Genomic DNA, 24,344 nt, shown 5'->3' with positions numbered 1-24,344 from the left:
ACGGATACGTTTCTGAATGGGGAATGCTTCAAACTGAATTTACTGTTCAACCTGTCTTTGGCCAAGAAACGTCAATCATCTGATACCCAGGATATCCGCCCTTTCTAAGGGCGGGGGACCGTTGCGCTTCAGCGCAATGGTGGTGGGTTCAATCCCCAGGAGGTGTACAATATGGGTTTCTTTACGAAAAAAATCACTGTGTATAAGGAAAAAGGCTGCAAGGCGGACTGGAAAGCGGCAAAGAGGCTCCTGAAGGAGCAAGGCATAGACTTTTCTTCCACGGAGCTCCCCAGCGAAGCTCCCACCTGCGGCTGCGGGGCCAAGCTGGACATCCGGGATTTTGGCCCCAAAGGCAAGATCGACCGGAATTTCTACTACATCGACGTGGCCGAGGCCGACGTGCCCCGGGCCAGAGAGCTGCTGGCAGGCCGGGTGCGGACTTCCTCTTGACTCCCGGGCAGGTATCCTATAATATGGAAGGGAGAAATTACCAGAGATTGGAGTAGGCACATGAAAAAACAACTGCTGGCCCTGACCGCCGCCTGGGTGACCCTGTGGGGGTCCGGCACGGCGCTGGCCGCCAAACCTGTGGAATGGAGCCTTCTGGGGGAGAATCCCTCCGGAGCGTACTATGCCGACCTGGCTTCCTTCCAGCAACAGCCCAGGACCCCGGACATCATTACCGCCGATACCCGGGCGGTGATCAAAAGTGCTTCTTTCATCCGGCTGCTGAACCATCTGTATGAAAAGCACCTGCCGGAGGCGGATTCCGCCAGGGAATGCCTGATGACCGTGGAAATCAACGGAAAGGATCACACCTACCGGATCGACCAGATCCAGGTGCTGACCCGGAAGGGAAAGAGCCTGGAAAAGAAGAACGTCAAAGAAGCATTCACCCCCATTCCCCAGAAGACCTTCGTGGCCGCCCTGGAAAAAGAGATCCAGGCCTGGGACCTGGAAAAAGGAAAGGTGTCGAAGCAATGACAAAAGTCCGCGGTTTTGAAAAAATCACTTCTTATAAGGATGTCGACTTCCCACTGCCCAGCCGGCAGACGGCCCGCAGCGCCGGATACGATATTTACCTGCCGGAAAGGGTGACCCTGCCGGCCCATACCCAGAAAATGGTCCCAACGGGGATCAAGGCCTATATGCAGGACAACGAATACCTGGGGATCCACATCCGGTCCAGCATGGCGGTGAAACGCCACCTGCGACTGGTGAACAACGAGGGCATCGTGGATGCGGATTACTACAACAATCCCGACAATGAAGGCCATCTGCTGCTGGCTCTGTACAACGACAGCGACAGCGATGTGACCCTGGAAAAGGGCGAGCGGGTGGCCCAGGGAATCTTCTATACCTATCTGCTGGCGGACGACGATGCCAGAGCTCCCAAAAAGGAGCGCAGCGGCGGCTTCGGCAGCACATCAAAGTGAGGCGTACACATATTGGACAACAACTGGAAGACCCTGATCTCCGTGGTGGATACCATGGGAGACTGGGGCGGCTATCAGCTTTATGAGTGGTTCAAACTGTTCCCGGAACAGCGGGAAACGGCCCTGCGGGAATACATCTACCTGAAGGCCCATCTGGTGCGGGGCTGTATGGCGGCCCTGAAGCAGGACCTGACCCCGGAGGAATGGAACGGGTTCTACCTGGCACTGGGCAAACAGATGGAGGCCACCCCGGATTACAGCTACGGGGCTACCTATGAGGGACTCCTGGAAGCCCTGCACAGCTATGAGGGGCAGAGCCTGGCCAATCAGAAGGCCATCTTTGCCAAACGGAGTACCCTGGACAGTACGGTCTATTCCCGGCAGTTTGTAAAAGACTTAACAAATTTCTTCAGCCGGACCCAGGCCGAACTGCGGAAAAATCTGCGAAAATAAAAAAAGTACAAAATTAGGGGGTTCCCAGTTGACAAGTGAGCGGGAAACTCCTATACTGTAACCATAATTCAAAACAAGATAGAGGCGCGGAAAACATGAGTAACTCCCAGAGGGACACCGTTGAAGGAAGCGAAAGGGGAACCGCCGAAGCAAAGCTGCGGGTGCGCGCTTATGCTGGGCTGCAGGTGAACAAGCTGCAGACTGTCGCCTTTGGGTGGAGAGCTATCAATGGGAACGGAATCAAGTCCCCTGCTGTGGCAGGAGCGGCTTCCTTTCTTGCAGGTCATTGGGCTCGACTCGATGACCTGCTTTTTTGTCTCCCAAAGGAATCGTAGAAGGAGCGATGGACAAGATGATCAAAGTGATGGTAAACGGTGCGCTGGGCCGCATGGGCCATACCGTGGTACAAACGGTCCTGCAGCAGAAGGACATGGAACTGGTGGGGGCCGTGGATGTCTTCGGCAAGGATAAAGCTGTGGAAGGCTGCCCGGTGGACACGGATCTGAAAGCCGCCCTGGATGCCCACAAACCCGATGTGGTGGTGGACTTCACCCGGCCGGATGTGGTCATGGCCAACCTGCGGGTGATCCTGAACGCCGGCGTGAACGCCGTGGTGGGGACCACCGGATTCACCCAGGAAAACCTGGATGAACTGAAGGGCCTGGCGGAAAAGAACAACGTGGGCATCCTGGTCTGCCCCAACTTCGCCATGGGCGCTGTGCTCATGATGAAAGTGGCTGCCGAGATCGCCAAATATTTCCCCCAGGTGGAAATCATCGAAATGCACCACGATAAGAAGCTGGATGCTCCCAGCGGCACCGCCATCCTGACGGCCCAGAAACTGGCCCAGGTCCGGGGCGGCTTTGTACAGCAGGGCAACCCGGATGAAGTGGAGAAACTGCCCCATGCCAGAGGCAGCGAATACGAAGGCATGCGGATCCACAGCGTACGGCTGCCCGGGTTCGTGGCCAGCCAGGAAATCATCTTCGGCAGCATGGGCGAGACCCTGACGGTACGCAACGATCCTGTGAGCCGGGAATGTTACATGCCGGGCGTGATGCTGGGCTGCCGCACCATGGTGGAACGCAAAGGCCTGGTGTACGGACTGGATCAGATCCTGGATTGAGAACCATCACCGTACAGACACGGTTCCCCGCCCCTGGAAAGGGCGGATCGAAACAGAAAGGGGCGCCGCAGTGCTGCGTCTGCTGAGATAAAGGAGAGACAATCATGAAGGAATACAACTTAGCAATCTTGGGTGCCACGGGCGCCGTTGGCCATGAATTCATCAATCTGCTGAACGAACGGGATTTTCCCTTCAAGAACCTGAAACTGCTGGCTTCCGCCCGCAGTGCCGGTACGGAACTGACCGTACGGGGCAAGACCTATACCGTGGAAGAAGCCAAGGCAGATTCCTTCAACGGGGTGGATGTGGCCCTGTTCGCCGGCGGCAGCATTTCCAAGACCTTTGCTCCCATTGCGGTGAAGGCCGGGGCTGTGGTCATCGATAACTCCAGCACCTACCGGATGGATCCGGATGTGCCCCTGATCGTTCCGGAAGTGAACCCCCAGGACATCACCAAACATCACGGCATCATTGCCAACCCCAACTGCTCCACCATCATCATGGTGATGGCCCTGAAACCCATCTACGACCTGGCCCGGATCAAACGGATCATCGTTTCCACCTACCAGGCGGCTTCCGGCGCCGGCAAGGACGGGCTGGATGAACTGGAAAACCAGATCAAACAGGCAGCCCGGGGCGAAGAAATGACCGCCAAAATCTTCCCCAGCGCTTCTGCCAAGAAGCATTTCCCCCTGGCCCTGAACCTGGTGCCCCAGATCGATATCTTCCTGGATAACCTGTATACCAAGGAAGAAATGAAGATGGTCAACGAAACCAAGAAAATCTTCTCCGATCCGGAAATGCGCATCACCGCCACCACTGTCCGGGTACCGGTGTACCGCAGCCACAGCGAAAGCGTCAACGTGGAACTGGAACATGATGTACAGCTGGAAGACATCCGCAAGGCCCTGTCCAATTTCCCGGGTGTGGTGCTGCAGGACGATCCGTCCCAGCAGATCTATCCCATGCCTCTGTACACCTCCGGCAAGAACGATGTGTATGTAGGCCGTCTGAGAAGAGACGAAAGTGCTGCTAACAGCTTCAACTTCTGGTGTGTGGGCGACCAGATCCGCAAGGGTGCCGCTCTGAACACCCTGCAGATCGCAGAAACCATGGTGAAGAACGGCTGGCTGTAAGATAGCAGTGTGAGAAGCGCAGGAATTTGAGAGGGGAGCCTGACTTAGATGAAAATCATTGTACAAAAATTCGGAGGAACTTCCGTAGCTACGCCCGTAACCCGGGAAAAAGTCGTAGGAAAAGTCCAGGAAGCCATTGACCAGGGGTATGCCCCCATCGTAGTGGTATCTGCCATGGGCCGCAGAGGGGATCCCTTTGCCACCGATACCATGATCGATATGCTCAAGAGCGTAAATCCCAATCCGGCGCCTCACGAACTGGATCTTTTGATGGCCTGCGGGGAAATCATCTCCTCTACGGTGATGGCTTCCACCCTGCAGGAACACGGCCTGAAGGCCAGAGCCATGACGGGTGGCCAGGCCGGTATGATCACCGATGAAGAATACGGCAATGCCAAGATCCGCACGGTGGAACCGGACAACCTGCTGGAACTGGTGGAACAGGGCATCATCCCTGTGGTCTGCGGGTTCCAGGGCGTTACGCCGGACCACAAGAACATCACCACCCTGGGCCGGGGGGGCAGCGATACCTCTGCGGCCGCCTTCGGGGTGGCTGTCCATGCGGACAAGGTGGAAATCTACACGGACGTGGACGGGGTCATGACCGCCGATCCCCGGATTGTGAAGGATGCCCATATCATCAAACAGATTTCCTATGACGAAATCCGTGAAATGGCCCACCAGGGCGCCAAAGTCATCCATCCCAGAGCGGTGGAGATCGTGATGCGCTACGGGGTTCCCATGGTGGTGAAGAGCACCTTCAGCGATGCCCCCGGGACCCTGATCAGCAAGGAAGACCAGCCCAAGGAGATGGAGGAGGGGGACACCCTGGAAAGCAACCATGCCTGCGGCGTGGCCAGCAAGAACAACATCACTTTCTTCTCCGTATCCCTGGATACCCAAAACGGGGCCGAACTGTTCGATACCCTGGCCAGAAACGGTGTCAGCATCGGGACCATGAGCCTGCAACCTCATTCCCTGATGTTCGCGGTGTACAGTGCAGCCACCGCTGACGCTGAAAATGTACTGAAACAGGAAAACTGCAACTATACAAAAGTGGAAAACTGCTCGAAAGTAACCGTAGTAGGCTCCCATATGGGTGGGGTGCCCGGCATCATGGCCAGATTCATCAATGCCCTGGCCAAAGCCGGCATTGAAATCCTGCAGACCACGGATTCTGACAACCTGATCTCCGCCATCGTACGGGAAAGCCAGGTGAAGGAAGCCGTGAATGCCCTGCATACGGCGTTCCAGACTCAGGAAGGTGAAACGAAATGAATACAAAACCCTATTTTGGCCGTCTGATCACCGCCATGGTGACCTTCTTCAACGAAGACGGTTCCCTGAATGCAGACGGGACCGCAGACTTTGCTGCCTGGCTGCTGGATCATGGCTCTGATGCCATCCTGGTCAGCGGGACCAGCGGGGAAGCTCCCACCATGACCTATGAAGAAAAAGAAGAACTGTTCACCAAAGTCATTGCCAAAGTGAACCATAAAGGCAAAGTCATCGTTGGTACCGGTTCCAACAACACAGCCGATGTACTGAAGATGAACGAACTGGCAGAAAAGGTGGGTGCCGACGGTGTCCTCATCGTCAGCCCCTATTACAATAAGCCCTCCCAGGAAGGGATCTATCGCCACTACAAGACCATTGCAGAGCACACCCGGCTGCCCATTGTGATCTACAATGTGCCCGGCCGTACCGGCTCCAATGTACTGCCGGCTACCGTGGCCCGCCTGGCTCACGACTGCAAGAACATTGTAGCTGTGAAAGAAGCCAGCGGCAGCGTGAACCAGGTGGCTGACCTGTACCGGCTGTGCCCGGATGACTTCTCCATCTACAGCGGTGACGATGGCGAGATCCTGCCGTTCATGAGCGCCGGTGCAGTGGGCCTGATTTCTGTGCTCAGCAACGTGAACGGCCAGCTGCTTCAGGACCTGATGCAGAGCTACGAAAAGGGCGATGTGCAGAAGGCCCGGGATCTGAACAAGGTGATGATTCCCCAGGCCCGCAGCATGTTCCTGGTCAGCAATCCCATTCCGGTGAAGGAAGCGGTGGGGAAGATGACCCCCTTCAACCCGGGGCCCTACCGTCTGCCCCTGTGCCCTATGACCGACGAGGAACGGGCCAGAGTGACGAAGGCCTGGAAGGACAGCGGTCTGCTGAAATAAGAGAAACCCCGCGCCGATGGTGGAAATCCGCCATCGGCGTTTTTTTGCGTGGAAGACAGGAACCGGCCTGTTTTGCACTTTGCATGGACGCCCTGGCCGACGCCTGCTATCCCGGCAACCCCAGAGAAGCCACCAAGGAACAGGTCATCGAAATGTTCCGCCAGCTGATGTAAGCGGCAAAGCAATCCAAACTCCACACATAAAAGGAAAGGGGCTGTGATAACAGCTCCTTTCCTTTTTGTCATACGTCGATAGCAGAACCCACCACCATTGCGCTGAAGCGCAACGGTCCCCCGCCCTTGAAAAGGGCGGATATCCTGTTATCGGAAGTTTTACGTTTCTTGTCGATGAATTAGTTTAACCGAAACAATCAATTGATACAAAACTCCAATTCGAAACGCAGCACTTCGCTTCAGGATTATCCGCCCTTTCCAAGGGCGGGGGACCAGCCGAATGGCTGGTGGTGGGTTCCCTACACTAGCCACTAATCACTAATCACTTCCTCAGATTTCTGTTATAATAAGTCTATCCTACAATCCACGGAGTGACCCTTATGCCTGAATCCTTACCGACCATTGCACAGCTGGAATGTTTCATCATTTATGGACGGGTGGGCAATTTTGCCCGGGCGGCCCAGGAGGCCCATATTACCCAGTCCGCCTTCAGCGCCCAGATCAAGCGGCTGGAAACCACCCTGGGCGTCACATTGATCCACCGTTCCAGGCGGGGCAGCCAGCTGACGGAGGAGGGGAAACTGTTCCTGGCCCGGATCACCGGCTGGATCGACGGGCTGCGAAAAATTGTCTACGACACCCGGGCCACCGCCGAAACAAAGCCCACGGAATTGAACGTGGGGATCCTCCGTTCTCTGGGAGACATCCATATGAACCGGCATATCGCCCATTTCCGGCGGGATCTCCCTTCTCTGCGATTCAATGTACTGGACCTGCCCACCTACCAGATCCACCGGGCCCTGACAGAGGGACGGCTGGATGTGGTGTCCACTTATTTTGTGAAGGAGAGCCTGCCCCAGAAGGCCCGGCCCGGGGATTTCACCATTGTCCATTTCTGTACGGACAACCTGGTCTACTATGCGCCGCTGCTGAAACTGGAGGAAAGCCGCCTGACCCGGGAACGGATCCTCAGTTTTCCCCTGGTGCTGTATCCCACCAGTTATTACATGAACGAGATCTACCACCGGTACTTTGCCGATTCTCCCATGGAACCGCTGATCTATGCCCGGCTTTCCACGCCCTATGCCATGATCCACTACTGTCAGGAAAACGAAGTGGGAGCACTGCTGCCGGAACGGCTGCTGAAGACCCTGGGGCTCCGGGATGGGTGGCACCAGCTGGAGAAACCTCTCAAAGCCGGAGGATTCCTGATCTATCGGAAAAACAATCCCAAACGGCCCCTGATCGAAGCCTATGTGAACCAGGTGCTCTCCAGTTTCCATGGGAAAGAGTCGCCGGCCATCCAATAAAGGCGTCCTTTGCATGTTATCGTTTTTTGCGATCACATGCATCTTTTTTATCCGCTATAAAAAGGAGCGGCATCCTCGTATAATCAGAGTAGATACAAAGAACCGTAACCCTGTACAAAGAAAGGATGCTGATTTCTGTTATGGCTGCCAAACCTCGTCTGTGGACCAGAGGGTTCGTGCTGGACACCCTGGTCAATTTCCTGATCTACATCATCTATTATATGCTAATGGTCATCATTGCTTCCGAGGCCATCCATTCCCTGAATGCTTCCGTCAGCGAAGCGGGCCTGGCTTCCGGGCTGTTCGTGCTGGGGACCCTGGTGGCCCGTCTGTTTGCCGGCCGCTCGGTGGAACTGTACGGTCGGAAGAAGATGCTGTACGCCGGGATCCTGTTCTACCTGGTGACCACCTGCATGTACTTCCTGGTGGACTCCCTGCCCATGATGTACGGGGTCCGGCTGCTGAACGGGGTGGGCTACGGCATTGCCTCCACCGCCACCAGCACCATCGTGTCCGCCATGATCCCTGCCGAACGCCGGGGCGAGGGCATCAACTACTATGCCCTGAGCATGAGCCTGGCTGCGGCCATCGGACCCTTCATCGGCATGCTCCTGCAGCAGGTTTTCCCCTTCAGCGTGATCATTATGTTCTCCATCGCCATGGTGCTGGTGTGCCTGGCCGCTGCTTTCGTGATGAAAGTAGACGAGATCCAGCTGACCGAAGAACACCGGGCTGCCCTGAAACAGCTGTCCCTGTCCAATTTCCTGGAACCCCGGGTCATGGGGATCTCCATCGTGGGCTTCTTCGTGGCCGTGTGCTATTCCAGCGTGCTGAGTTTCCTGGCCACCTATGCGGCTGAACTGAAACTGATGACCGCCGGGACCCTGTTCTTCGTGGTCTATGCCCTGTCCATCACGGTGGCCCGGCCCATTGCCGGCGTCCTGTTCGACCGGAAAGGGGAGGACTTCGTGATGTATCCCACCTACGCCTGCCTGGCCATCGGCCTTTTGGTGCTGTCCTTCACCACCCAAAGCTGGGAGATGCTCGTGGCCGGTGTATTCGTGGGGCTGGGGTACGGGACCTTCATGTCCAACGGACAGGCCATCTGCGTGAAGCTGGTGGAAGAAGTCCGGATCGGCGTGGCTGTTTCCACCTACTTCGTGATGCTGGACCTGGGACTGGGGGTAGGGCCCTACATCCTGGGTGCCTTTAAGGAATCCCTGGGCTTCCAGGGCATCTACTCGGCTGTGGGCCTGGGAGCCATCGGCTGTGCAGCGCTATACTGGCTGCTGTACGCTAGAAGACGCAGCAGCAGGGTAGAAGAGGAAGAAGCCGAAGAACTGGAAGAGGTGTAATAGGTAAAACGGAGACTGCAAAATTCGCAGTCTCCCGACGTATGACGAGCGAGTGAAAACTTTTTCACTCGCTCTATTTTTTTGCACCACTCCCCGTGCACACCACCCTGTATACTACCCGTAACAAACCAAAAAGGAGTGGATATCATGGCATGGCACAACTGCAAAATCTGTAACGGTTGCGGGCAACCTATAAAAAACAAATGACAGAAAACACAATAAATAGGGTAAAATTAAAAATATGAAGCTTTGGTGTAGAAAATAGAAACGACTGCGATTTGACTGAAGGAGGAGTGTTGAATTGAAGAAACAACGAAACTGTCTGACCAAAAATGATAAGCAATGGGTGCCCTGAAAACAGTAAATTACGATCATGCACTGATTCTGGTGCACTACTTTTTTTAAACTTGAATCAGAAAAAGCCTATGAAAAATAATGTGGAATCCGAGCTTACTATAAGGCATTTTGAAAGGAGTTAAAGACCATGACTGAGAAACAACCCTCCCTTTACCGGATCAATTTGAAACCCGGAAATTGTAAAGATAGAAAGAAACTGATTCAATTTTGTTTAAAGGATGATTTTGAGAAACAGTATGTTGTCATCGGCTGGAGTTCGATTTACAAAGACGATAATAATTCTCAATTTACTGATTATAATGGATTCTATGATGCAGTATTGAAAAAAAGAGGCAAGTCTCATCATGCCTTGAATGTCTTTCGGAATGTAGTACCGAACGATTTGTTCTGGACCCGGGATCTGAACGGATATTACTGGATCTGTCGGGCTAAAGAGGGGGCTGCGCCATATAATCAAGAGAATGATCTGGATATCGGGGCCATGGTCCCTGTAGAAGCTTACAAAGTGGGACTGGAAGTTCCTGGGCAGATTAAGGCATCTTTTACTGCAGTAAGAAATACTATCCATGATTTAACTGGTAACGAATTAGTTTTGAATTACTCAAAGTATGAATTCAATAAACGGTCCCGAAAAGATGTGTACAGCTATGATTGCAAACCGGGGGAAGGCTCATTCCTGGATAATCTTCCGGATTTCGATCTGGAGGAACTGGTCATTTCCTACATTCAGCTGAAGGAAAACTATTATGTGCTTTCCAACTCCATTGCCAATCATTCTACAACTATCAAAATTGAATGTGAATTCATTTCCAGGGACCCGGCAAAAAAAGGGCAACGTGCAGTTGTACAGGTTAAAGGAGGCAGAGACAGAAAGCTGAAGGCTGAAGATTTTAAGGAATTTACGGAAAAAGGGTGTTTGGTGTATTTGTATGCCCCTTATATCGAGAATCCGGAAAAGGATGAGCGGATCATCGTCATTACAAAAGAAGAACTGGAGCGATTTTATCAGGAGTACAAAGGGCTCCTGCCGGACTCCATTACCCAGTGGGAGAACCTGTTCCAATAATGTAAAAAGGAGTCCTTATCGTGTCTCACTTAGTGGACATCCAACCTTGGTTATTGATGCATCCGGGAAATGATGTGCTGGCGCCGGACGAGATGAAAGCTGCTACAAAAATCATGGGGAAGTTACTCAGAGGATATATCGATTTCACAGGAGATTTGATTGAATCCTATGTAGATTTCGCGAAAGAGGAGATTACGCCAGAAGTGGTTGTTGCCATCGGTAAGCTGGCAGCTGCGGGGAATCTATCGGCTCAGACTTGTATCGGTATCCTGTTTGAACATGGATTACAATTTCCTTTGTCAACACGGCGTGCTTACAGGGCCGCTTACAAGGCGCTCTGGGTTCCTGCTTGTCGGGGCTATGCCCCGGCACAGTACTGGCTGGGGCTTCTCTATGTATTGGGGGAGGGGTGCCGGAAATCTTACAAGAAAGCGACCGAGTGGTTCCTGAAAGCGGCGGAACAGGGGTATTCTCTGGCACAGCATGATCTGGGAATCTTGTATCGCGATGGCCTGGGAGTTCCAGCTTCTGAGCATCAGGCTGCGGTTTGGTTTCGCAGGGCGGCAGAGCAGGACCTGGACAGGGCGAAATTCAAGCTGGCGGAGTTGTACGAGAAGGGGAAGATAGCCCGTTCCATCCCGCTGGCGATGCAATGGTATGAACGGCTGGCGGAAGTTGGGTATATTGTAGCTCAATATCGGCTGGGTATGATGTATTATAAGAACAGGAATATTTCTCAGGCTGAAGGAAAAGCTGTCCACTGGATCCTGAAAGCTGCAGAAGGAGGGTTTGGAAGGGCACAATACTGGCTGGGGATGAAGTATTACAGGTACAGAAAAAATCCTCAGGCTGAAGAAAAAGCCATCCATTGGATCCGAAAAGCTGCGGAAGGAGGACATGAAAGGGCTCAACTGGTGTTGATTTCCCTGTTTCTGCAAGGAAAAGTGTAATCATCCATAGAAAAGGAGGCTTCCCCTTGCTTGACCAGAAAGACAAACGTGTTACCCTGCTCTTGTTGGTGCAGGTGTTGAAGAATCATACGGATGCCCGGCATCCGCTGCCCATAACCGGTACGGTGAGCCTCCAGAGCCGGCTTTGCGAAGATTATGACCTGCCGGCGGCGCCTTCCCGGAATACGCTGGGACGGGACCTGGCTCTCTTACGGGACGGGCTGGGGTATGACATCCACCGGGTGCCCCGGAAGGGGTTCTACCTGGAACAGCGGACGCTGACCCGGCCCCAGAAGCAGCTGTTGAAGGACATGGTGGAACGGGCGGGCTTTTTGACAACCGGCAATCGGGAGACGCTGCTGCGGAACCTGGACAGCCTTTTCGGAAAGGCGAACTACCGGGGCGTGGCCCAGGTTTCCAGGCCCTTTTCGGGCATCAACCTGCGGAACCCGGACTTTTTCCACAACCTGGAGGTGCTGAACGACGGGCTGGACCGGGGGTGCCAGGTGCAGTTCACTTACAACCAGATGCGGCCGGATGGGTCGCTGGAGCCCCTGCCCATTGCGAAACGGGTCCGGGGCGGCTGGCAGGTGCATCCCTTCGGGCTGGTGTACACCAATGACCAGTATTACCTGATTGCCAGCGTGGGGGCGTACCGGAACCTGCGGCATTTCCGGGTGGACCATATGACGGGAGTGACGCTGCTGCCCCAGCAGCCCCGGCGGCCCCTGGCGGACATCGAGGGGTACGAGGGAGAGACCCGGCTGGACCTGGAGCGGTACATCCGGGAACACCTGCAGATGTACGGGGGCGAGGCGATGCCGGTGACCTTTGCGGGCACGGAGAAGCTGAGCCGGTACCTGTGGGATACCTTCGGGGACCATGTGAAGGTGGAAAGCCGGGATCCGGAAACGGGAGACATCCGGTTCACGGTACCCCTGTCCGAAGCCGCGGCCCGGCAGTTCGCCCGCCAGTACGCGGGAGAATGTACGGTGGTGGCGCCGGAGGAATTGAGGAAAAAGCTGGCAGATGAATTCCGAAAAATTGCAGAAAGATACAAATAGCGGGCTTACCTTGTCATACGTCATAGGTCATACGTCATACGCCGAAAGGTGCCAGCTGACGCTGGCTTCCTTCAGCTAGTGACTGTGGACTAGTGACGAGTGACTGGGAAGGGGGGAGTGAAACTATTTTCACTCTCCCTTTCCTTATGGTATAATCAAACTGTAGTGAATACGGAGGAAGATACCATGCTGGCTGACTTACATATCCATACCACATTTTCGGACGGGGTCTATACCCCGGAACAGATCGTGACCCAGGCCCAGGCTGCGGGCATGGGCTGCATCGCCATCACCGACCATGATAACATCCAGGCCTACGACCGGGCCGAACGGCTGATCCATTCCCGCCACCTGGGGCTGAAGCTGCTGCGGGGCGTGGAGATGGACACGGACTACAAGGGCAAGGATGTGCACGTATTGGGCTACCATTTCGACCCCACGAACCAGGAATTCCTGCAGGCCTTGCGCTGGAACCGGGTGAACCGAATTGGCCGGACGGAGAAGATGGTGGCCAAAGTGAACTCCCTGGGGTATCCCATCACCTTTCATGAGGTGCGGGAGGAGGCTGGCGGGGCCAAGAGCCTGGGCCGTCCCCACATCGCCCGGACGCTGGTGAAGAAGGGCCTGTTCCCCACGGTACAGGCGGTGTTCGATGCGCTGCTGGGCGCGGGCAAGCCGGCCTACTACCGGCAGGTGAAGATGAGCCCCAAAGAGGCGGTGGACCTGATCCACCGGGCGGGGGGCATTGCAGTGCTGGCCCATCCGGCGGAGATCGAGAATCCGCCCATGGTGGAAGAACTGCTGGACAGCGTACCTTTTGACGGCATGGAGGTCTGGCATCCTTCGGTGCTGAAGGAGGAGCCGCACCATGACTGGCTGCAGGTGGCCAGAAATCATCATCTTATTCCCAGCGGCGGCAGCGACCTCCATGGCAACAAGGGACGGTTCCCCCTGCACCTGGGAGAATTCCCTGTGAATTACGAGGACGTGGCAGGTATCATTAACGCATAAAGCAGGTGTTACTATGAAAGTTGTAGCCTTTGTGGGTCCCAGCGGTACCGGGAAAAGCTTCCGGGCCATCGGGGTTGCCCATGACCACGGGTGTGACGGCATCATCGACGACGGGCTCCTGATCGAGGGGACAAAGATCCTGGCCGGCACCAGTGCAAAGACGGAACAGAATAAGGTACAGGCGGTGAAACGGGCCATCTTCATGGAAAAGGACCACTGCCAGGCCGTGCGGGAGGCCCTGACCCAGAGCGACATCAAGACCCTGCTGGTGATCGGCACCTCGGACAAGATGGTGCGGACCATCTGCAAACGGCTGCAGATCCCCATGCCTTCGGAAACGGTGTATATCCAGGACATTTCAACCACCCGGGAAATGAAGAAAGCCCGGGAAATGCGCATCAAAGAGGGCAAACACGTGGTGCCGGTGCCCACCATCGAGCTGAAGCCCCATCTTTCAGGGGTCCTGGTGGATCTGCCCCACCGGCTGTTCTCCCGGAACAGGAAGCACCACGCCCTGCCGGAAAAATCCATTGTGCGCCCGGCGTTCAGCTACTATGGCAAGATCACCGTATCGGATTACGTGGTCAGCGACATTGTGCGCATCGTGGTGAAGAAGAACCGGGAAGTGGACCGGATCACCGGCATCAAGGTGCGCCGGCCTTCGGACACCAGCAAGGGCATGACCATCTTCCTGGAAATCGTGCTATTTTTCGGGGCGCCCATCTACGAAGTGGTGAAGGCCCTGCAGACCAGGATCAAACTGAAGGTGGAAGGCATGACCAGCATGCCGGTGAAAAATATTGACGTTTCCATCCGCAGCCTGACGGTGCGGCCCCCGGATATTCCGAAGCATCTGGCGGAGCACGGAGAGATGGCGGAGGGACAAAAGGAGGAAACCGGGGCATGACCCCTTACGATTTCGACCAGTATGTGAGTCTGGTCAAGGAAAAACTCCAGCTGCTGACGGACGAACCGGTGGAGCAGAAGGAGATCAACTACGGACAGCAGCTGAAGGTGAAACAGGCGCCTTCTTCTGTGACCCTTTCCCTGTATAACGGCAAAAAAGGCTTGAAAACCGTATGGGGCGGCAAAGAGACGCCCCTTTTGCATGCCTGCAAGGCGGCGCTGGACGAAGCTCCGGAAGAGGCGGGTGCCCTTCCGGAAAACCCCTTCCACCATGGCTGCCTGCTCAAGGAAAAACCCGGGTTCGACGGCCTGTGGTGCGGCAGCGACGAAAGCGGGAAGGGGGATTATTTCGGCCCCCTGGCAGTGGCAGCCGTGTGTGTGGATGAAGCCACGGCGGCAAAGTTCGCTTCCTGGGGCGTCTGCGACAGCAAGGCCCTGACGGATGACAAGATCCACCAGCTGGCAGCGAAAATCCGGGAAACGGCCCGGGCTCATGCCACCCTGGTCCTGAGACCCCAGTTCTACAACCAGCGGTACCAGCAGCTGAAGGACCAGAAGATGAACCTGAACCATCTGCTGGCCAGCGGGCACATCCATGCCCTGGGCAAGGTGCTGCAGCAAGTGCCGGAGTGCCATTTCGCCCTGGTGGATCAGTTCACCCGGCACAACAGGATTACCGGGACCCTGGAACAGGCCTTCCCCGGCCTGCAGGTGTACCAGCAGCCCCGGGCGGAGGCGGACATGGCCGTGGCCGCAGCTTCCATCCTGGCCCGGGATGCCTTTGTGGCCGTCATGGACCAGCTGACGGAACAGGCCGGCTTCCCGCTGCCCAAAGGGGGCGGGGCCCAGGCTACGGCTGCAGCCCGGCGGATCGTGGAGGAACAGGGAAAAGACGCACTGGTCCGGTTCGTGAAGCTGCATTTTGCCAACAGCCGAAAGGTATAGAAGCCGTTTTACGGTTTGTTCCCCTTTTTGTCACGTACTTATGCTATAATATAAAATATATGTACTCAATTGGTAGAAACAGGGATCCAATCCCTAATATAACATACTGGCAGGTTATCATTTATGAATAAAAATGTTTTTCGCGTGCTGTGCGTCCTGTTTGTGGTCATCGTACTCGTATCAGCAGGCGTTATTTACTTTACGTTTGATGTCCGGGCACTGGAATACCTGACCACCTTCAAGTGGTATTATGCCCTGCTGGCTCTGGGGACGCTGTCCATCGGGCTGTTCTTCGATGCTACCCGGCTGATCACCCTGACCCGGATCTCTGGGGAGAAGATGGACTATGCCCATATCTTCTATGCGGTGTTCAGCAACTATTTCCTGGCGCTGATTACTCCCGGCCAGGGCGGCGGGGGCATCGCCATGCTCATGTTCATGAAGCGGGCCGGGGTGCCGGTGGCCAAATCCACGCTGATCATCATCGTGCGGACGGTGTTCTCCATCCTGTTCCTGTTTTTGATGATGCCCATCGTGTTCTTCTTTGACCCGGCCCTGGTGGACTGGATGCCCACCAGTGTCATCGCACTGGTGTGTGCCTTCTTCATCGGCGCACCCTGGCTGTTGTGGCGTCTGGTGATGGGGGGCCGGGTGGAGAAATGGCTGGCCCGGTTCAGCCGCCGGTTCTCGCCCCGGGTACAGGAAGCCATTTTCCTGGGATACCGGGATTTCCAGCAGGCCATGTTCATGCTGAAGGACAATCCCAGGCAGGTATTCCGTGCGTTCCTGGAATCCGGCATCAGCCTGCTGTTTATCTATTCTGTGGTACCTGTCTTCATCAAGGCCTTCGGCATCAACCTGCCCCTGCACATCATCATGGGGCGGATGTGCCTGATCAACCTGATCCTGTATTTCACCCCCACGCCCGGTGGCAGCGGCGTGGCCGAAGGGGGATTCCTGATGCTGTTCAACAGCCTGCTGCCGCCTGGGGTATCCGGGGTACTGGCCGTACTGTGGCGTTTCTTTTGTGAATACATTCCGTTCACCATTGGCGCTGCCGTCACCATCAAATGCTTCGGATTCGATATTTTGAACAAGATCCGTGATCGGAGGGGGATGGATTCATGAGAAAGATCCTGGTTACAGGGGGAGCGGGGTTCATCGGCTCCCATGTGGTGCCGGAACTGCTGGCCCATAATGATTGTGAAGTGGTGGTCCTGGACAACCTGTCCACCGGAAAACGGTGTCATGTCCCGGAGGGAGCCCGGTTCCAGCTGCTGGATATCCGCTCCCGGGAGCTGTGGGATTTCATGGCCCAGGAAAAATTCCAGACGGTGATCCATCTGGCGGCCCAGACCCTGGTGCCCTATTCCATGGAGCATCCGGAAGAAGATGAGGACCTGAATGTGACGGCCATGGTCCACCTGCTGGAAGGCTGCCGGAAGACGGGGGTGGAACAGATCATCTTCTCTTCCAGCGCAGCCGTTTACGGGGACAACCAGAACCTGCCCCTGAAGGAAACGGAAGTTCCGGCCCCCACGTCCTTTTACGGACTGTCCAAGGTGGTGGGGGAGGAGTACATCCGCATGTACAGCCGGTGCTTCGGACTGAAGCACCTGATCTTCCGGTTTGCCAATGTATACGGTGAACGGCAGGGAGAAACCGGCGAAGGCGGTGTGATTTCCGTATTTGCCCGGAAAATCGCTGCCGGTGAACCGGTGACCATTTTCGGAGACGGCAACCAGACACGGGATTTCGTCTATGCCGGCGACCTGGCACGGGCAATCTCCGCAGGGATCGGCTATGAAGGCTGCGCCACCCTGAATGTTTCCACCAATCAGGAGGTATCCCTGAATCAGCTGATCGCCATCCTGGAAAAGATCCTGGGACGGCCCATGGAAGTGGAGCATGGCCCGGTGCGGCCGGGGGATATTTACGCTTCCGTACTGAGCCACCGGGCCCTGGTGGAGACCCTGGGCATGAAGGAGTATACGGACCTGGAAACAGGCCTGGGGAAGACCCTGGCTTATTTCCTGAAATAAAAGAAGTGGGGGAGAACAAGGAGGATTGGCTATGAAAAAACGGCTCCTTTTGGTTCTGGCCCTGCTTTTTTTGGTTGCAGCAGGATGCGGCCAGAACAGGGCCCAGGTGCGGGGCGGCCATCAGGCTCCGAAGGAACTGGTCCTGGCGGCCGGCCAGAATGATGGAGATTACGGCACCCTGGGAGGAGAACTGGTCAAGCTGTACAACGGGGACGGCAGACAGCCCCTCCTGAGAGAAACGGGCGGTTCCGGTTCGGTGGCCAATGTGGAGCTGCTGGCGGAGGGCCGGGCGGACCTGGCCTTTGTCCAGAGCGATGTGGCGGATGCGGCCGTTAACGGGACGGATCAGTTTGCAGGAAAACCCATGGAGAACCTGCAGGTGCTGGGGGTCCTGTATCCGGAGACGGTGCAGATCATCACCTACGACGTGACGGGCATCCGGAAACTGGCAGACCTGCGGGGCCGTACCCTGGCCGTAGGGGCGGCCGGTTCCGGATCCGCCTACGATGCCCGGAAGGTGCTGGAGGCTGCCGGGATCCCGGAAGATGAAGTCCGCATCCAGTACCTTTCCGTGGAAGATGAAGTGAGGGCGTTGAAAGAAGGCACGGTGGATGCGGCCTTTGTGACCTCGGGGGTGCCCCACCAGGCCTTCCGGGATCTGGCCCGGCAGCGGCAGCTGGTGCTGGTACCGGTGGAGGGGCGCACGGCAGAGGATCTGCTGGAGGCCTACCCCCGGTTCCGGAAGACCGTGATCCCGGTGGGGACCTATCCCAACCAGTTCCAGGCCTGCAACACGGTGAGCGTGGACTGCCTGCTGCTGGCTACGGATCGGCTGGATGCCGGCCAGACCCGCAGTTTCCTGGAACGGCTGTGGAGCCACTGGGGTGAACTGCACAGCAGATACCCGTTCCTGCCGGCAGATCCGAAACAATCGTTCTTCCGGGAAGGGGATTTGCCGTTAGCACCCGGTGCCGAACAATTCAGGAAAGACCAGAAAGTCAGTTCCTGACTATTTTGGTAAAACTTTATTTGCAAAACAGGCGTCAAACCTGTATAATGTTGAACAAGAGACTAGTCCTATAGGGTCCGGAACGAAGCGTATCGTTCGGATTCGTAGGGGATACGGGAATTGAAAACATAGTTTCGAAAACGGAGTATGGACGAAAGATACTCCAGTATTTCTATATGTCAAAATCAGGAACAAGAAAGAGGAGGTACCCCTTTGAAAGAGGAAACGAACAACAATACCAGTAAAGGGCAGAAGAGAGAACAGAAACGGGAACAGAAGAGAGAAAACAGGCGGGAACAGAAGAAACTGTCCATCATCCCCCTGGGCGGTCTGGGCGAAATCGGCAAGAACATGACCGCTTTCGTGTACGGCAACGATATGATCCTGGTGGATGCCGGCCTGGCATTCCCTGATGATGATATGCTGGGTGTGGATCTGGTGATTCCGGATACCACCTTCCTGCAGGAAAACAAGGACAAATTCAAGGCCATTTTCCTGACCCACGGCCATGAAGACCATATCGGCGCCCTGCCTTATGTGATGAAGGATTTCGACGTACCGGTATACGGCACGCCTCTGACCCTGGGCATCCTGAGCGGCCGGCTGAAAGAAAACGGTGTCTCTGACAGCAAGTGCAAAATGGTGAAACCGGGCGCCACTGTACGGGCCGGCGCTTTCCGGGTGGAATTCATCCGGGTCAACCACAGCATTCCCGATGCGGTTGCCCTGGCCATCCATACCCCGGTGGGCGTCATCGTGCACACCGGCGACTACAAGTTTGACCAGACCCCGGTGGACGGCCAGGTGGCGGACTATGCCAAGCTGGCAGAAGTGGGCCGCAAGGGCGTACTGCTGCTCATGAGCGATTCCACCAACATCGAACGGACCGGGTATACCCCCAGCGAAAAGAGCGTGGGCAAGACCCTGGACGAACAGTTCCGCGCCGCCAGGAACCGGGTGATCGTGGCAACGTTCTCCTCCAACGTGCACCGGATCCAGCAGGTGATCGACGCAGCCGTCATGACCCGCCGGAAGGTGGCTGTCATCGGCCGCAGCATGGTGAACGTGGTGAACATCTCCATTGAAATGGGATACCTGAAGGTGCCCCAGGGTGTGCTGATCGACATCGATGAATGCCGCAACTATGCACCCCGGCAGATTGCCATCATCACCACCGGCAGCCAGGGCGAACCCATGAGTGCCCTGACCCGGATGAGCAACAACGACCACCGGAAGGTGTCCATCATGCCCGGGGATACGGTGATCATCTCCGCCACCCCCATTCCCGGCAACGAGAAGGGTGTGGCCCGGACCATCGACAATCTGTACAAACAGGGTGCGGAAGTGGTATACGGCCGTGAACAGGGCATCCACGTTTCCGGCCACGCCAGCCAGGAAGAGATCAAACTGATGCACCGTCTGATCCATCCCAAGTTCTTCATGCCGGTCCACGGCGAATACCGTCACCTGGTGAAGCATAAGAAACTGGCCATGCAGCTGGGCATGCCCAAGGAAAACATCGTCATTGCCGAAAACGGCTCCGTGGTGGACCTGACCCGGGATTCTATCGGGATCACCGGAAAAGTGACGGCCGGCCGGGTGCTGATCGACGGCCTGGGCGTGGGCGACGTGGGCAATGTAGTGCTGCGTGACCGCCGTCAGCTGTCCCAGGACGGGATCCTGATCGTGGTGGTGACCATCGACCACAGCACCTACCGGATCGCTGCCGGCCCGGATATCGTATCCAGAGGCTTCGTGTATGTGCGTGAATCTGAGGAACTGATGGAAGGGGCCCGGGACCGGGTGCTGAGCACGCTGGACAAATGCCACGAGAACAACATCACCGAATGGTCCGCTCTGAAGAGTGCCGTCCGGGACAGCCTGGGCCGGTATCTGTTCGACAAGACCAGACGGCGTCCCATGATCCTTCCGCTGATCATGGAGATCTGATTGCCATAAAATAAAATCTTCAGGAAGGGAACAGCGTGGAGAAAAAAGAACGAACTCGCAGAAACAACAAAAAAATCGAATTCACCTTCAACCGGGAAGTACTGGGCATCCTGCTGGCGGCTTTCGCCATGGTGATGCTCTGTGCCCTGGCCGGGCTCCCCATGGGGAGTGCCGGGGCGTTCCTGGAAAGAGTGCTGAGATTCGCACTGGGAATCGGGGCTTTCCTCTTCCCTCTGTATGTGCTGGTTCTGGGGCTGGGGTATATCCTGAACCACGAACATCTGCGGTTTTCCAGGAAGTTCTTTACTCTGCTGCTGTTCCTTGTTTCTGTCCTGAGCCTGTGGCACATGCATAAGGTGCCGGAGGGCCGGGAACTGATCCCTGAATACCTGATGAACGGTGGTGGCCTCCTGGGAGGCGCCATCGTGTTTGTTTTAACGAAGGTGGTGGGCCGCATCGGGGCCATGATCGTGCTGATCGCCTGGGCCCTGGCTTCCATGGTGCTTTCCGGCAAATTCTCCCTGCGCTCCCCTCTGCGGACGGCCAGCGACGGGGTGAAGGAAGGGGCCGAGAACGTGGCCCAGAAGTGGGAGGAATACCAGGACCAGCGGAAGCGCAGCCATAATGCCTTCTATGACCAGGAAAAGGACGATGGAAACTACCCGAAATCCAAAGCCGGGACCGGGGAAAAGAAACCCACCCTGGCCGAACGGCTGAAGGAAAAGGTGAGCAGAGCCGGGAATGCGCCGCTGCTGAAGTTCCAGAAAGACCAGGTGGATACGGCGGAACCGCCCCGGAAGTTCACCATTACCAACGGCCAGGATACGGCCCGGCCTGTGGCGGCAGCAGATGAGTCCCAGCCGGTCCAGACCACCCGTCTGGAAAATGCGGAGACCGGGGAAGTGATTCCCTATGAATTCCCATCCCTGGACCTGCTGAATCCGGATGCTTCGGTGAACCCCCGGAACTACCAGGCGGAAATCCAGGAGCAGGGCGGCACCATCGAGCAGACCCTCCACGATTTCGGCGTGAATGCCACGCTGGTGAACGTGACCCGGGGACCTTCGGTGACCCGGTATGAACTGGAGCCGGCTCCTGGGGTCAAGGTGAACAAGATCCAGAACCTGGCGGAGGACATTGCCCTGAAACTGGCGGTTTCCAGCGTGCGGATCGAGCCCATCCCGGGCAAGGCGGCCATCGGCATCGAAGTGCCTTCCAGGACCAGCCAGCCCGTTTCCTTCCGGTCCATTGTGGACTGCCCGGAAGTGAAGAATGCCAAAGGCAAGCTGGCCATTGGCCTGGGCAAGGATATTTCCGGCCATGTGGTGGTGGCCGACCTGACCAAGATGCCCCACCTGCTGATTGCCGGCAGCACCGGCAGCGGCAAGAGTGTCTGCATCAACACCATCATCTGCAGTCTGCTGTACAAGGCAGCTCCCGACGAGGTGAAGCTGATCCTGGTAGACCCCAAGGTGGTGGAACTGACCAATTACAACGGCATCCCCCATCTGCTGACCCCTGTGGTTACAGGACCCAAGCAGGCGGCCAGTGCCCTGCACTGGGCTGTGGTGGAAATGGAACGGCGGTACAGCCTGTTCGCCAAGACCCAGGTGCGGAAGATCGACGATTACAACAAGCTGGTGCAGCCGGGAGAGAAGCTGCCGTTCATTGTGGTCATCATCGACGAATTGTCCGATCTGATGATGGTGGCAGCGGTGGATGTGGAAGATGCCATCCTGCGTCTGGCCCAGAAGGCCCGTGCGGCCGGCATCCATCTGATCCTGGCCACCCAGCGGCCCAGTGTGGACGTGCTGACCGGGACCATCAAGGCCAACATCCCCAGCCGGATCGCCTTTGCCGTATCCAGCCAGATCGACAGCCGGACCATCCTGGACACCAGCGGGGCCGAAAAGCTGCTGGGGAAAGGGGACATGCTCTTCTTCCCCACTGGCGAAAACAAGCCCATCCGTGTCCAGGGTGCCTACATTGCGGATGATGAACTGAACCGGGTGGTGGACTTCATCAAGGCGGAAGCCATCCCCACCACCTATCACCAGGAAGTGACCACCCAGGAGCTGAATGGGGAAAAGGACAGCAAGAAGGATGGCGCAGAGGACGAACAGGACGAGCTGTTCCAGGATGCGGTGGAAGCCGTCATGGATGCCCACCAGGCGTCCTCCTCCATGCTCCAGCGCAAGTTCCGCATCGGGTACACCCGGGCGGCCCGGCTGGTGGATGCCATGGAAGAAAAGGGCATTGTGGGACCGGCTGACGGGAGCAAGCCCAGGCCTCTCCTCATGAGCCCCACCACCATCAGGCAGAAGTTCTTCACCAAAGGGCTGAAAGAAGACCCGGATGAATCTCTATGACCTATCCTGCTAAGAAAGAGGACGAACCATGAAAAACAAAATTGGAACCTATTTACGGCAGCACCGGGAGGAAAAGAAGCTGACCCTGGAGCAGGTTGCCGAACATACCGGAATCCGGGAACCCTATCTGGAAGACCTGGAAAACGGGGACTTCCACAAGATCCCCGGTGATGTGTTCATCCGCGGTTTCCTGCGGAATTATGGGAACTATCTGGGCCTGGACGGCAATGGCCTGGTGGAGGCCTACCGCACCGGGAGCGAACCGGGCAAGATCCTGAAGGAGGTGGACCAGGCCGCACCGGCTCCGAAACCTCCTGTAAGTACGGATACCGTCATCCTGCGGAAGGCGCTGGATACCATGGAACCCAGAAGCACCACGGAACCGGAACCCCAAGGGGCAGAGCCTGCGAAGCGGGCTGCCGAACCGGCCGGACCGGAAGCGGAGCCCTTCGATAAGGTGGCAGCCCTGAAGGAAATGGAACCGGTGGGGTATGGCCATCCATCCCACAAAGAGAAACCGCAGCCGGCAAGGCCGGTGGATCCTCCGGAGAAACAGGCCATGGAAGAGACCCGGATCATGAAACCGGTGAAGCCTTCTGTCCGGCCGGAGCCGGCGAGCACACCGGAGGAGAAACCGGCAGAAACGGCCAGAACCGGGGCTCCCAAAGCGGCTCCGGAAAAACAGAAGGCGGCTTCCCCGGCCCCGAAACCGGCAGAGGCCACGAAAAAGGGCCCGGACGGAAAACCCGAAACGGCAGCTGTGGCTGCAGCTCCGGTACAGGGAAAGAAACATGGTTCGCCCAAACAGACCCTGAAGAAGATGGAAAAAGCCCTGAACAAGGAACATGTGGAGGAAGCACTGACGGACAGCAAAGCCAAGATGGGGGGCTTCCTGGATCGTATCCATCAATTCATCGACGACAACCTGTACGAGACCGTGCCCGAGGACGAAGAGGGCGAGGAGTATGGCGCCACTTCGGTGGATACCGGCAGCAAAGCTCCGGCCTTCAGCTTCAAGGTGTTCACCGGTGTGTTCGTGGTGTGCCTGGCCATCTTCACGGTGGTCATGGCCTACTTTGTGTTCGGCGGCAAGACCACCCCGGATCTGAAGGCCACGGAATCCATCACCGACGGGGTGAAGTCCGATCATTCTTCGGAAAAAACGCCGGAGAACAAGAAAGAGGCCGAAGCAACCAAGGCCCAGCAGGAAGAAGCCAAAGGCGATGACAAGACCCTGGGCAAGGGCAATGGAGTCACCGTTGTGGTAACTTATAAGAAACCGGTGTGGACCCAGACCACCATTGATGGCAAACAGGTGGAAGCTGCCACCATCCCCAAGGGTTCCACCCGGACCTACAAAGGCAGCAAAAGCGTATCTGTAAACGTGGGCAGCATCCGTGACGTGACCATCAGCGTCAACGGCAAGGAAGTGCCCTATGGTTCGAAGGAATGGGGCGTAGTGACCCGTACCTTCAAGGCAAAGTGAGGCAGGGGGCGCCCCTTAGGTGCGCC

The 24,344-nt window shown here is 56.5% G+C and carries 23 protein-coding genes and 1 riboswitch; all 23 genes read left to right on the top strand.

Going from position 1 to position 24,344, the window contains the following annotated elements; all coding sequences use genetic code 11:
* Window positions 1-171: 171 nt before the first annotated feature.
* The 23 genes from BQ5462_RS07915 (at window position 172) to BQ5462_RS07805 (ending at window position 24,318) form a co-directional block, all read left to right on the top strand.
* Entirely contained in the window at window positions 172-450 is a 279-nt protein-coding gene (locus BQ5462_RS07915; RefSeq protein ID WP_071142802.1) for a hypothetical protein, read from the top strand.
* A 60-nt stretch (window positions 451-510) separates the two neighbouring features.
* Complete coding sequence (locus BQ5462_RS07910; protein WP_071142801.1) at window positions 511-984, top strand: hypothetical protein; 474 nt, start codon at window positions 511-513, stop codon at window positions 982-984.
* The gene (locus BQ5462_RS07905) at window positions 981-1,436 is read left to right on the top strand and encodes a dCTP deaminase/dUTPase family protein (protein WP_071142800.1); all 456 of its coding nucleotides are present in this window, start codon (window positions 981-983) and stop codon (window positions 1,434-1,436) included. Before BQ5462_RS07910 ends, BQ5462_RS07905 begins: the two co-directional genes overlap by 4 nt.
* A gap of 12 nt (window positions 1,437-1,448) precedes the next feature.
* Entirely contained in the window at window positions 1,449-1,889 is a 441-nt protein-coding gene (locus BQ5462_RS07900) for a hypothetical protein (protein ID WP_083378112.1), read from the top strand.
* 71 nt (window positions 1,890-1,960) lie between these two features.
* Window positions 1,961-2,122, top strand: a riboswitch (Lysine riboswitch).
* Between the two features lie 119 nt (window positions 2,123-2,241).
* A complete protein-coding gene (gene dapB / locus BQ5462_RS07890; protein ID WP_071143352.1) occupies window positions 2,242-3,015 on the top strand; it encodes a 4-hydroxy-tetrahydrodipicolinate reductase in 774 nt (257 codons plus the stop codon).
* 104 nt (window positions 3,016-3,119) lie between these two features.
* Window positions 3,120-4,151, top strand: a complete 1,032-nt coding sequence (locus BQ5462_RS07885; protein ID WP_071142798.1) for an aspartate-semialdehyde dehydrogenase — start codon at window positions 3,120-3,122, stop codon at window positions 4,149-4,151.
* A 48-nt stretch (window positions 4,152-4,199) separates the two neighbouring features.
* Window positions 4,200-5,429: an aspartate kinase gene (gene dapG / locus BQ5462_RS07880; protein WP_071142797.1), complete on the top strand. Its 1,230-nt coding sequence runs from the start codon at window positions 4,200-4,202 to the stop codon at window positions 5,427-5,429.
* Window positions 5,426-6,325 carry a 4-hydroxy-tetrahydrodipicolinate synthase gene (gene dapA, locus BQ5462_RS07875; protein ID WP_071142796.1) on the top strand — a complete coding sequence of 300 codons (900 nt, stop codon included), beginning with the start codon at window positions 5,426-5,428 and terminating at the stop codon, window positions 6,323-6,325. The genes dapG and dapA overlap by 4 nt, the downstream gene beginning before the upstream one ends.
* Window positions 6,326-6,369: 44 nt before the next feature.
* Window positions 6,370-6,498 (top strand): hypothetical protein, encoded by a 129-nt coding sequence (locus BQ5462_RS11520; RefSeq protein ID WP_268873076.1) that lies wholly within the window; start codon window positions 6,370-6,372, stop codon window positions 6,496-6,498.
* A gap of 380 nt (window positions 6,499-6,878) precedes the next feature.
* Window positions 6,879-7,808: a LysR family transcriptional regulator gene (locus BQ5462_RS07870; protein ID WP_071142795.1), complete on the top strand. Its 930-nt coding sequence runs from the start codon at window positions 6,879-6,881 to the stop codon at window positions 7,806-7,808.
* A 140-nt stretch (window positions 7,809-7,948) separates the two neighbouring features.
* Entirely contained in the window at window positions 7,949-9,163 is a 1,215-nt protein-coding gene (locus BQ5462_RS07865; protein ID WP_071143351.1) for an MFS transporter, read from the top strand.
* A 484-nt stretch (window positions 9,164-9,647) separates the two neighbouring features.
* Window positions 9,648-10,586, top strand: coding sequence for a hypothetical protein (locus tag BQ5462_RS07860; protein ID WP_071142794.1), 939 nt, complete (start codon window positions 9,648-9,650; stop codon window positions 10,584-10,586).
* 20 nt (window positions 10,587-10,606) lie between these two features.
* Window positions 10,607-11,536, top strand: a complete 930-nt coding sequence (locus BQ5462_RS07855) for a tetratricopeptide repeat protein (RefSeq protein ID WP_071142793.1) — start codon at window positions 10,607-10,609, stop codon at window positions 11,534-11,536.
* A 26-nt stretch (window positions 11,537-11,562) separates the two neighbouring features.
* Window positions 11,563-12,600 carry a helix-turn-helix transcriptional regulator gene (locus BQ5462_RS07850; protein ID WP_071142792.1) on the top strand — a complete coding sequence of 346 codons (1,038 nt, stop codon included), beginning with the start codon at window positions 11,563-11,565 and terminating at the stop codon, window positions 12,598-12,600.
* A gap of 186 nt (window positions 12,601-12,786) precedes the next feature.
* Entirely contained in the window at window positions 12,787-13,611 is an 825-nt protein-coding gene (locus BQ5462_RS07845; protein WP_071142791.1) for a PHP domain-containing protein, read from the top strand.
* A 13-nt stretch (window positions 13,612-13,624) separates the two neighbouring features.
* Window positions 13,625-14,518 carry an Asp23/Gls24 family envelope stress response protein gene (locus BQ5462_RS07840; protein ID WP_071142790.1) on the top strand — a complete coding sequence of 298 codons (894 nt, stop codon included), beginning with the start codon at window positions 13,625-13,627 and terminating at the stop codon, window positions 14,516-14,518.
* Entirely contained in the window at window positions 14,515-15,462 is a 948-nt protein-coding gene (gene rnhC / locus BQ5462_RS07835) for a ribonuclease HIII (protein ID WP_071142789.1), read from the top strand. Before BQ5462_RS07840 ends, rnhC begins: the two co-directional genes overlap by 4 nt.
* Window positions 15,463-15,585: 123 nt before the next feature.
* Window positions 15,586-16,590, top strand: coding sequence for a lysylphosphatidylglycerol synthase transmembrane domain-containing protein (locus BQ5462_RS07830; RefSeq protein WP_071142788.1), 1,005 nt, complete (start codon window positions 15,586-15,588; stop codon window positions 16,588-16,590).
* The gene (locus BQ5462_RS07825; protein WP_071142787.1) at window positions 16,587-17,504 is read left to right on the top strand and encodes an NAD-dependent epimerase/dehydratase family protein; all 918 of its coding nucleotides are present in this window, start codon (window positions 16,587-16,589) and stop codon (window positions 17,502-17,504) included. Before BQ5462_RS07830 ends, BQ5462_RS07825 begins: the two co-directional genes overlap by 4 nt.
* Before the next feature lie 31 nt (window positions 17,505-17,535).
* Window positions 17,536-18,513, top strand: coding sequence for a TAXI family TRAP transporter solute-binding subunit (locus BQ5462_RS07820; RefSeq protein WP_071142786.1), 978 nt, complete (start codon window positions 17,536-17,538; stop codon window positions 18,511-18,513).
* Between the two features lie 306 nt (window positions 18,514-18,819).
* Window positions 18,820-20,463, top strand: coding sequence for a ribonuclease J (locus tag BQ5462_RS07815; RefSeq protein ID WP_071143350.1), 1,644 nt, complete (start codon window positions 18,820-18,822; stop codon window positions 20,461-20,463).
* A 35-nt stretch (window positions 20,464-20,498) separates the two neighbouring features.
* The gene (locus BQ5462_RS07810; RefSeq protein ID WP_071142785.1) at window positions 20,499-22,832 is read left to right on the top strand and encodes an FtsK/SpoIIIE family DNA translocase; all 2,334 of its coding nucleotides are present in this window, start codon (window positions 20,499-20,501) and stop codon (window positions 22,830-22,832) included.
* A 28-nt stretch (window positions 22,833-22,860) separates the two neighbouring features.
* Complete coding sequence (locus tag BQ5462_RS07805; protein WP_071142784.1) at window positions 22,861-24,318, top strand: helix-turn-helix domain-containing protein; 1,458 nt, start codon at window positions 22,861-22,863, stop codon at window positions 24,316-24,318.
* The last annotated feature ends 26 nt before the right edge of the window (window positions 24,319-24,344 follow it).

It is taken from the genome of Acidaminococcus timonensis, assembly GCF_900106585.1.
GTDB lineage: Bacteria > Bacillota > Negativicutes > Acidaminococcales > Acidaminococcaceae > Acidaminococcus > Acidaminococcus timonensis.
This window is presented reverse-complemented; position numbering and strand designations above follow the sequence as displayed.